Here is a 9,368-nt window from a genome sequence, read left to right on the forward strand (position 1 = left end):
CCAGGCCGGCGCGCAGCGCGGGCACGGGGCCGCCGCCGGGCGGATCCTCGCGGGTGAAGACGACGCCGGGCAGTGCGCGCTCCGGGCCGACCACGACCACCCGGGCCGCGTCGGGCACGGCGGACACCACGCGCTCGGCGATCGTCCTGCCGCCGACGGTCAGGCCGGGCTTGTCCGCGCCCCCGAGCCGCCGCGCCTCTCCCCCGGCCAGGACCACCGCGTCGTACTCCACGCCCCCAAGGTACTCAGCACTCGGCCGCGCGAAGCGGGCACCCCGCCGCCGGCCGATCGGGGGACGCGCGGCAGAGCGAGATTCCGGCAGCGGCGGGATCTCGGCGCGGAAGGCAGGATCTCAGGGATCGCGCAGGGCGGGACCCCCCCGGATGCGGAGCGGCCGCTACGGCCCCGGAGGTCAGCCGCCGATCGCCGACATCGGGCGCGCCGGCTGCAGGAACGACGGGTCGTCGATGCCGTGCCCGGGCCGCTTGCGCGCCACGGCGGCGATCCACCGCTCGGCCAGCTCGTCATCGGAGGCGCCCGCGCGCATCGGGGTCTTCAGATCCGACTCCTCGGTGGCGAACAGGCAGTTGCGGACCTGCCCGTCGGCGGTCAGCCTGACGCGGTCGCACGCCCCGCAGAACGGACGGGTCACCGAGCCGATCACGCCCACCCTGGCGGGCCCCCCGTCGACCAGGAATCGCTCGGCCGGGGCGCTGCCGCGCTCCTCGACGTCGTCGACGGTGAGGTCGAAGGCGCCGGACAGCAGGCCGAGGATCTCGTCGGCCGTGACCATGTTCTCGCGGCTCCAGCCGTGCTGCGCGTCGAGCGGCATCTGCTCGATGAAGCGCAGTTCGTACCCCTTGTCGAGGCAGAAGCGGAGCAGCGGCACGGCCTCGTGGTCGTTGAGACCGCGCATCAGCACCGTGTTGATCTTGACCGGGCGCAGGCCCGCCTCGTCGGCGGCGGCGAGCCCGGCGATCACGTCGGCGTGCCTGTCGCGGTGGCTGAGCCTCTGGAAGGTGTCGCGGTCGAGCGTGTCGAGCGAGACGTTCACCCGGTCGAGCCCGGCTTCGGCCAGCGCCGGCGCCAGGCGGGCCAGTCCGATGGCGTTGGTGGTCAGCGACAGCTGCGGCTTCGGTTCGAGCGCCGCGGTGCGGGCGACGATGTCGGGCAGCTCGCGCCGCAGCAGCGGCTCGCCCCCTGTGTAGCGGACCTCGGTGATGCCGAGCCGCTCGACGCCGATGGCGACGAGCCTGACGATCTCGTCGGCGGTCAGGAGCTGGGCGTTGGGCAGCCAGTCGAGACCCTCGGGCGGCATGCAGTAGGTGCAGCGCAGGTTGCACTTGTCCGTGAGGGACACCCTGAGATCGGTCGCCACCCGTCCGAACGAGTCTCGCAACATCCGCTTCACCTCCTGTCGGATCATCAGGCCAAGCCTACGACGCACGTCCGCAGCGCCCCAATATCGCCAACATTCTCCCCCCGCCCCTGATTCCGTTCCAGACCCTTCGATGGCAGGAGCGGTAAAATGAGTGGGTTTTCCCCTCCTGGTTCAGCAAGACTGATCATCGACCAGTGAGGAGATCCATCCGATGCCGAACCAGCCCGCACCGAACCTGCTGTCGTGGGCCAGCGAGATCGACGAAGGCGCGATCACGCAGGCCGCGCGCGCCGCCCGCCTGCCGTTCGTCTCCGGCCACGTCGCTCTCATGCCTGACGCGCATGTCGGCATCGGCGCCACGGTCGGCTCGGTGATCCCCACCGAGGGAGCGATCATCCCCGCCGCCGTGGGCGTCGACATCGGCTGCGGCATGGTCGCGACCGAGACGACGCTCACCGCCGCCGACCTGCCCGACACCCTGGCCGCGCTGATGCCGATGGTGGAGCGCCGCATCCCCGCCGGCGTCGGCAGGGGCCACGACGACCCGTCCATGGACCGCGCCCTGGGCGAGCTGGGGCTCCCGCACACCGACCTGACGCCCAAGCAGGCGAAGAAGGTGTCCGACCAGTTCGGCACGCTCGGCTCCGGCAACCACTTCGTCGAGGTCTGCCTCGACGAGCGCGACCGGGTCTGGACGGTGCTGCACTCGGGCTCGCGCGGCATCGGCAACCAGCTGGCCACGATGCACATCGCCGGCGCCAAGAAGCTGATGAGGAAGCAGGCCATCGGCCTGGAGGACCCCGACCTGGCCTACCTGGTCCAGAGCACCCCCGAGTTCACCGCGTACATCGAGGACATGCTGTGGGCGCAGCGCTACGCCATGGCCTCACGCGCCCGGATGGACAAGGTCCTCGTCAACGCCCTGTTCCGGGTCGCCGGGCAGGGGCAGCGGGTGCGCACGATCAACTGTCACCACAACTTCACCCAGCAGGAGACCCACTACGGCAGGTCCCTGTGGATCACCCGCAAGGGGGCCATCAAGGCCGACACGGGCGACGAGGGCGTGATCCCGGGCTCGATGGGCACCCGCTCGTACATCGTGCGCGGGCGCGGGAACCCGGAGTCGTACAACTCCTGCTCCCACGGCGCCGGCCGCCGCATGTCGCGCACCAAGGCCAAGCGTGAGCTGTCGGCGGCGTCCCTGACCGAGGCGATGCGCGGGCGCACGTGGAACGCCGACCGGGCCGCCGCGCTCGTGGACGAGCACCCGGACGCCTACAAGTCCATCGACCGGGTGATGGCGGACCAGCGGGACCTGGTGGAGATCCAGCACACGCTGCGCCAGGTGTTCAACTACAAGGGTTGACTTCCTCCCCTGGCCCGCACCATCCGGTCGCCGACCTGGACTGCGACGACTACGCCGCCATGCAGTCCATGGCCCTGCACCTGCGTGCCCACGGCAAGAGCCTGCACGACATCGCCACCAAGCTCGTCATCACCAAGAGTAAGAAAGGGGCCAGCACCCATCCCCAGGCCACCGTCCTGTGCATGCTCCGCGAACACGACGACAAGGCGGCGACGACACCAACCGACGACCGGCCCTCACACGCTCAATCGCAGATCAGACCTACACCCCGTTGGATCTTCGGCGTTTGCTCCTCTCTGTTCACCTGCGGTGACAGGCTGAGGGCGCGGGCTGTGAAGACGCCGTTGCGGCCCGGGGTAACCGGCCGCCCGCCACGAACACCACACTCAAGCTCCAGCGGCTGGCCGACTGGAACAGTGTCACTCTGCCGCGTGGCCAAGCGTGGCCGGATGGTTCCACCACCGGTCGATGTCGCGGATGGCCAGGCGATATTCCCGTTCGGCGTCGGGTCCGCCGAGGTCTCGGGCGGCGGCTGTCAGCACGGGGGAGTCCGGCGCGTCCACGAAGCGATAACGGCCCAAGGCCGTACGGATCAGCGCGAGGACCGCAGCTCGCCCCTCGCCTCGACGCCAGGCCCGCTGAGCGCGAATCAGGACGGCGTGCACCGCTTCGCCCATCCCCCAAGTCTCACCGACCGGGACGAGGCTGAAGCCGAACGGCACCGGCCGCGCCGACTCGTCGGGGCGATCCTGGCGCCAGGTGTCCAGGAAACCGTCGTGCCAGTAGGACAGCTCTTCGACGAGCAGGGCGCGGCGTCGCTCAGGAGGAAGCCGCAGCGCAATGTCGTCGAGGCAGCGGCGCGCGCTGCGGGCCGCGGTGAGGGCCTCCTCCAGCACCTCGTATTTCCGCCGGACGGGCAGCCGGTCGGACAAGGCGGTCAGCGCCAGTGCTCGGCGAGTGGGGTCGCTGAAGGACCTGGCCGCGTCCAGCCCGGCCTCCAGCGCGACGCCCGACAGGTGCTCGGCCCTCGCGGACAGGAAACGCCCCAGGTAACCGGGACGCTCCAACGCCTGGATCGCGTGGACGAGCACGGCCATCAGTTCGTCGGTGAGGAGTGGGCACAGTTCGTCGAGGACGCCGTAGGCGAAGTAGTTCTCGTAGGAGACGTCCTGGAGTCTGATCTCGAGTGCCTGGCTCAGTGCCGCGTTCCGGTTCGGGTGATCGGCGGGCAGCAGGGCAGCCGCTCTGATGAGCAGGGTGGCATTTTCGGTCTTACAGGCCAGAGCAACGGCTTCCGTCAGCGGTGTGACCCGTTCCTTGGGCGGTGCCAGCTCGGCCGCGTCGATCAACAGCCGGGCGCGGTCGTCCTCGTCAACGAGCGTTCGGGCGGACGTGAGCAACCCGGTCACGACCTGGTCTCGGGCTCCTGCGGGCAGCAGCGCTGCCACGCTGACCAGCGAACGTTCCCGGACATCGCGATCGGTGATCGTGTGCGACACTGCCAGCGCCTCGGCCAGGACTGCGTCGCGTTCGCCGGGTGGCAGCACTCCGGCCGCCTCTACCAGCAGTTCGACGTGCCTGTCCGGCGCGGCCCTCTCAACGACTCGGGCGAGTGTGGTACGGCGCTGGTGTTCGGGAAGCAGCATGATGGCCTCGATCCAGCGCCATCCCAGCGCCTCGGGACTGAACTCCCTCACCTCCACGAGGGCGCTGCCGCGTAGGTCCTCGGGCAGCCGCGGGATCAGCGCGATCAGCGCGGCATCGCGAGAGAATGAAGAGGGCATCGCCCGTACATCACGCAGCGTCTCCGACGCCGGCCCGGCTGTGAGGAATGGAGCAAGTTCCTGCAGCGCCCACGCACGGTAGAACTCGTCCTGAAACGTTCTGGCGGCGGCCAGCGCGTCATACATCGCCTCGGCCGTCAGGTGAGGGGCGAGCCCAGTCAGAGCCACGATGCGACTCTGCGGGCTCTCCAGCCCGGAAACGGCCGCCACCGCGCGACGCATCCCCTGCGGCGAGAGCAGCGCCGCCACCTCGGCCAGCAGATCGGTGTCGACGCTGGGATCACCTTGTACCGCGGTCATGGCGTCGACCACCACCTCGTGCAGGACCCGCGGCCGCTGCTCTTCGGGCAGATGCGGGAGCATGTCCAGCAGCTCCCGCCCCCGCTCGCCGCCGGGCAGGCGGCGGACGTCGTTCAAAGCCCGGACCCGATCCCAGAGCCCCGCCTCCAGCAACATCGACGCCACCTCACGGCGCGGCCGATCAGCCTGCTCCGCGCACACTCTCATCAGGGTGTAGCGCATCTCCAGACCCAGCGACGGAGCGGTACTGTCGGCCGCCGCGTCGGTGGCCCGGCGCGCCGCCCCGCCGGCCGCCTCCAAGTCGCGCAGGTAACCATCGACCTGCCCGGCCCGGTGCCGCGCGTCGAACCACACGTTCACCACCCCAGGCCGCCCCTGACCGGCGGGCTGCTCGCACGCTAGCAGTCGATGCACCTCCTCGGCGCGCCCGGCCGCGAGCAGGTGGTAGACCAGGTGACGTAAGCCGTACCCGGCGTCGGCATCGCCCAGCCGGGGATGCGCGGCCAGCGCTGGCAGGCCGTTCCCCAGCCCGCCCCACAGCGTGAGATAGTGATCGGCGATTGTGGAGTGAGCCCCCAAGACGGCTGCCGCCAGCCTCCTGTGGAGCAGGGCCGCCAACGCGCGGAGCACCCCGCCGTGGCCGTCGTGCGCAAGATCACATCCCGTCGGCCGGTTCAGGCCCGGACGTACCAAGTCCGCGTGGGCCAGCCCGAGCCAGGTCGCCACGACGCTGGCATCGACCGGTTCGCCTGCCGCCGCCAGCGCTGCCAGAACGGATGAACCCAGATCCTCCACGCCAGCCCCCTATCCGTGATCACCAGTACGCTACTGTCTGGTAGCTGGCCCCGGCCCGATCGGCATCGCTGAGCACGGCGGTCGGGTCGTCGAGTGTGGCCAGCCAGCGGTCGAACCGCGTCAGGGCAAGAACGCGTCTGCCGACGATCGTCGACCAGACCAGCGTGCCGGACTCCAGCAGGGTTGCCAGGTGCCATTTGATGGCCTCGCGCAGCCACGGAATCTGGGCTCTGCCTGGCGAGCATCCCTCATAACCGAGGGGCTCGCGCTCTCCCTGCGGGATCCGCGGATCGCATCGGGGATGCCAGCATCCCGCGGGACAACCTCCACGTAGGGTGTGCCGCCGCGGCCCATCACCAAGTCGCCTATCCGCATGCCCAGGGACTCGCCCAGCCGCATCCCGGTCTCCGCCAGCAGAGCGAACAGCAGCCGGTCGCGCAGGTTGCCGACCCACTCACCGGCGCCGCCGTCATGGATCGCGCAACCATCCATGATTGCCTGTACCTGCTGTAGCAGCAGGATCGGAGGCCGATCCCGGCGCCGAGTCCGCCGCACCCTGACCAGCGACGACGGTGCCAGCGTGGTTCGAGCGTCCAGGTGAGACAGCAGCCCCCTGGCGGGAGCACGACGAGGTGCGCCCTTGAGCAGTCGTCGAGCCACCGGCACGTCGTGGACGGCGGCCTGCCAGCGGTAGAAGGAGATCACCGCCCCGAGGCGGGCCTCCAGCGTGTCGTCCGACGGACGGTCCTCCTGCGGCACCGCCTCGAACTGCACCTTGCGGCCGTTGCGAAGCCAGGACAAGAACGCAGTGACCGCCGGGACACCCACTTCGGCCCACGCCTCAGCCTCGCCACGCTCCTCCAGCAGAGGGGGACTCCCACCCTCGCGAGTGAGGTTTCGTGATCCCGGTAAGCGACTGTTGACAGCGTCGCCGGCCAACGGAGATCGTTTCCCTCAGATGATCAACCCTCACCCGGGGAAGAGCGCGATGAAGCTGATCAACGGTGGGTTGCTGGCCGGTGTCGTCGTGGCGGTGGCGGCGGGCGCGCTTCTGGCCCGCCGGCGCTACGTGGTGGTCACCGTCGAGGGGACGAGCATGGCCCCGACGCTTGACGACGGCGACCGCGTGCTGGTGCGCCGGCGGCGGATCGACCAGGTGGGCAGGGGCGACGTCGTCGTCCTCGAGCCACCGCCGGACCCGTCGGGGCGCATTCTGCCCGGGCCGCCGGGGGCCGACGGGCGGCGCTGGAACATCAAGCGCGCGATTGCGTTACCCGGCGATCCGGTGCCGCCCGACGTCGGCGCCGACGGCGCCCGCGTGCCCGCCGGCGCGCTCGTGGTCTACGGCGACAACGCCGACAGCCTCGACTCCCGGCAACGCGGCTTCTTCCCCGCGGACCAGCTGCTCGGTGTCGCGCTGCGCCGGTTGGGCGGCCCTGCCCTGTAGCCGGCGAGGAGGGCACGATCGTGAAGTTCCGGCTTCTGGGCCCCCTGCGGATCCAGGCCAACGGCTCGCCCGTACGGATCACCGCGCCCAAGCAGCGCACCGTGCTCGCCATGCTGCTGGCGCGGGCCGGTCACGTCGTCCCGATCCGCTCCCTGGTGGCGGAGGTGTGGGACGACCGTCCGCCCCGCTCGGCGGTGGCGAACCTGCGCACCTACCTCATGCAGCTGCGCAAGCTGGTGACGCCCGCGTCCGGCCCGGCCGACGAGCGGCTGGTCACCTCCGACGCCGGCTACCTGCTGCGCGTCGAACCGGCCGAGTTCGACCTTTTCCAGTTCGAGGCGCTGTCGGCGGAGGGCCGCCACGCGCTGGCCAGTGGGGACCTCGGCATCGCGCAGGACGCCTACGACCGGGCCCTGGCCCTGTGGGGCGGGATGGCGGCGGAGGACGTGCCGCTCGGGCCGACCCTGCGGGAGGTGGTCGCCCGCCTCACCGACCGCTACCTGGCCGCTGTGGAGGAGCACGCGGAGATCCAGCTCGCGCTCGGCAGGTACGCGGCGGCGGCCACGCGGCTGCGCGAGGTGATCGGGCAGTATCCGCTGCGCGAGCGGTTGCACGGCCAGCTCATGGTGGCGCTGTACAGGTGCGGCGACGTGGCCGGCGCGCTGGACGCGTTCGGGGCGGCCCGCAGGGTCCTGGCCGACGAGCTGGGCATCGACCCGGGCCCTGACCTGCTCCGACTGCACCAGGCGATGCTGCGCAGGGACACCGCCCTGCCGCCGCCAGGCGGGCACGCCCCGGCCGTCGACGGGCAGGCCGTGCCTCCCGGGTCCGTCGATGACGGGCGTCCCCGTCCGCGCCAGCTCCCGCGGCCTCCCACGGTGTTCGTGGGCAGGTCGGCCGAGCTCGCCCGGCTGCACACCGTGCTGTGCGGCGATCCCGCGGCGGGCGCCGGCCCGCGGGTGATGGCGCTGCACGGCCCCGGCGGGGTCGGCAAGTCGACGCTGGCGTTGCGGGCGGCGTACGGCGTGGCCGGCCGCTACGCCGACGGGCAGCTCTACGTCGACCTCCAGGGCGCCACGCCGGACCTGCCGCCGTTACGGCCCGCCGAGGTGCTCGGCCGTTTCCTGCGCGCCCTGGGAGTGCCTCCCGGCGAGGTCCCCGTGGACCCGGCGGAGGCGGCCACCGTCTACCAGTCGTTGCTGGCCGACCGGCGGGTCCTGGTCATGCTCGACAACGCGGTCGGCGCCGCCCAGGTGGCGCCCCTGCTGCCGGCCAGCAGCGGATGCGCGGCGCTGGTCACCAGCAGGACGGCGCTGACCACCGTGGACGCCGTGCCGATCGCCGTCGGCGTCCTCGACGAGCCGCAGTCGCTGCGGATGCTGGCGTTGCTGGCCGGCGAGACGCGGGTGGCGGCCGAGGCCGAGGCGGCCACCGAGATCACGCGCTGGTGCGGCCACCACCCGCTGGCGTTGCGCATCGCCGGCGCCCGCCTCGCGGGCCGCCCCGACTGGTCGCTGGCGCGCTTCGGCGAGCGGCTGCGCAACCAGCAGCGGCGGCTGGACGAGCTGCAGACGGCCGACCTGCGGATCCGCTCCTGCTTCGAGGTCGGCTACGCGACGCTCGGCCCCGCCGGCCCGGCGAAGGCCGTCTTCCGCCTGTTCGGCGTGCTGGACGTGCCCGAGGTCGGCGTCGAGCTGGTCGCCGCGCTGGCCGACGTCGATCCCAAGACGGCCGAGGCCGCCCTCGACGAGCTGGCCGAGGCGCGCCTGCTGGAGCCTGTCGGCGACGGCCGGTTCCGCATGCACGATCTGCTGCGGCTCTTCGCCGCCGAGCTGGCCGCCGCCCACGACTCTCCGGACGAGCGCGCGCGGGCGGTCCGGCGGGCCCTGGACTGGTACCTCGACGTCTGCCGCCGGGTGCAGGCCCTGCTGCAACCGCACCTGCGGCCCGGCCAGGCGAGCGGGAGGCCGAAGGGCTGGCGCTGCACAATCTCGGCTGGCTGAGCATGCACACGGGCGACCTCGACGCCGCCCTCGGCGAGATGACCGCGGGCGTGCGGCTGCTGGGGGCGCACGGGGCGAAGCGGGTCGGGATGGTCGGTCACAACGTGGGCGAGGTGCTGCTCCGGATGGGCAGGCACGCCGAGGCGGCGGACCGCCTGGAGTGGTGCCTGTCCGTCCGGCGGGCGGACCGCGACCTGTAGCAGGTCGGAGATCCGGCTGCGAGAGGGCGACCCGGCGGCGGCCGCGGCCGATGTGGCCCGGGGCCTGGAACTGGCGGCCAGGCTCGGCGACG

At 71.9% G+C, this 9,368-nt stretch carries 8 protein-coding genes; 4 read left to right on the forward strand and 4 right to left on the reverse strand.

Translation table 11 applies throughout. The features are described 5' to 3' along the window. On the reverse strand, positions 1-232 hold a 232-nt coding region (locus ABZ297_RS45110), incomplete at its 3' end, for an NTP transferase domain-containing protein (protein WP_355360197.1). A gap of 180 nt (positions 233-412) precedes the next feature. Continuing rightward, on the reverse strand, positions 413-1,402 hold the full coding sequence (moaA, locus tag ABZ297_RS45115) for a GTP 3',8-cyclase MoaA (RefSeq protein WP_355360218.1): 990 nt from the start codon (positions 1,400-1,402) through the stop codon (positions 413-415). 190 nt (positions 1,403-1,592) lie between these two features. Between moaA and ABZ297_RS45120 the strand changes: the two genes are divergently transcribed. Continuing rightward, positions 1,593-2,747 (forward strand): RtcB family protein, encoded by a 1,155-nt coding sequence (locus ABZ297_RS45120; RefSeq protein WP_355360200.1) that lies wholly within the window; start codon positions 1,593-1,595, stop codon positions 2,745-2,747. Positions 2,748-3,166: 419 nt separating this feature from the next. On the opposite strand, the gene ABZ297_RS45125 is transcribed toward ABZ297_RS45120, so the two are convergent. Both ABZ297_RS45125 and ABZ297_RS45130 read right to left on the reverse strand, forming a co-directional pair. After that, positions 3,167-5,626: a hypothetical protein gene (locus tag ABZ297_RS45125; RefSeq protein WP_355360203.1), complete on the reverse strand. Its 2,460-nt coding sequence runs from the start codon at positions 5,624-5,626 to the stop codon at positions 3,167-3,169. Positions 5,627-5,746: 120 nt separating this feature from the next. Then, the gene (locus ABZ297_RS45130; protein WP_355360206.1) at positions 5,747-6,427 is read right to left on the reverse strand and encodes a hypothetical protein; all 681 of its coding nucleotides are present in this window, start codon (positions 6,425-6,427) and stop codon (positions 5,747-5,749) included. A 187-nt stretch (positions 6,428-6,614) separates the two neighbouring features. On the opposite strand from ABZ297_RS45130, the gene lepB reads away from it, so the two are divergent. From lepB to ABZ297_RS45145, 3 genes are read left to right on the forward strand one after another with little or no spacing between them, the layout of a single operon-like run. Beyond that, entirely contained in the window at positions 6,615-7,073 is a 459-nt protein-coding gene (gene lepB / locus ABZ297_RS45135) for a signal peptidase I (protein ID WP_355360209.1), read from the forward strand. A gap of 20 nt (positions 7,074-7,093) precedes the next feature. Next, positions 7,094-9,076 carry a BTAD domain-containing putative transcriptional regulator gene (locus ABZ297_RS45140; protein WP_355360212.1) on the forward strand — a complete coding sequence of 661 codons (1,983 nt, stop codon included), beginning with the start codon at positions 7,094-7,096 and terminating at the stop codon, positions 9,074-9,076. A 2-nt stretch (positions 9,077-9,078) separates the two neighbouring features. Beyond that, positions 9,079-9,276, forward strand: a complete 198-nt coding sequence (locus ABZ297_RS45145; RefSeq protein WP_355360215.1) for a hypothetical protein — start codon at positions 9,079-9,081, stop codon at positions 9,274-9,276. Positions 9,277-9,368 lie beyond the last annotated feature (92 nt).

It is taken from the genome of Nonomuraea sp. NPDC005983 (genome assembly GCF_040614375.1).
Classification (GTDB): domain Bacteria; phylum Actinomycetota; class Actinomycetes; order Streptosporangiales; family Streptosporangiaceae; genus Nonomuraea.

Bases quoted from the DNA above. Each gene is read 5' to 3' on its own strand.
- moaA (WP_355360218.1), bottom strand. From the start codon at position 1,402: ATGTTGCGAGACTCGTTCGGACGGGTGGCGACCGATCTCAGGGTGTCC.
- ABZ297_RS45145 (WP_355360215.1), top strand. From the start codon at position 9,079: ATGCACACGGGCGACCTCGACGCCGCCCTCGGCGAGATGACCGCGGGC.
- lepB (WP_355360209.1), top strand. From the start codon at position 6,615: ATGAAGCTGATCAACGGTGGGTTGCTGGCCGGTGTCGTCGTGGCGGTG.
- ABZ297_RS45120 (WP_355360200.1), top strand. From the start codon at position 1,593: ATGCCGAACCAGCCCGCACCGAACCTGCTGTCGTGGGCCAGCGAGATC.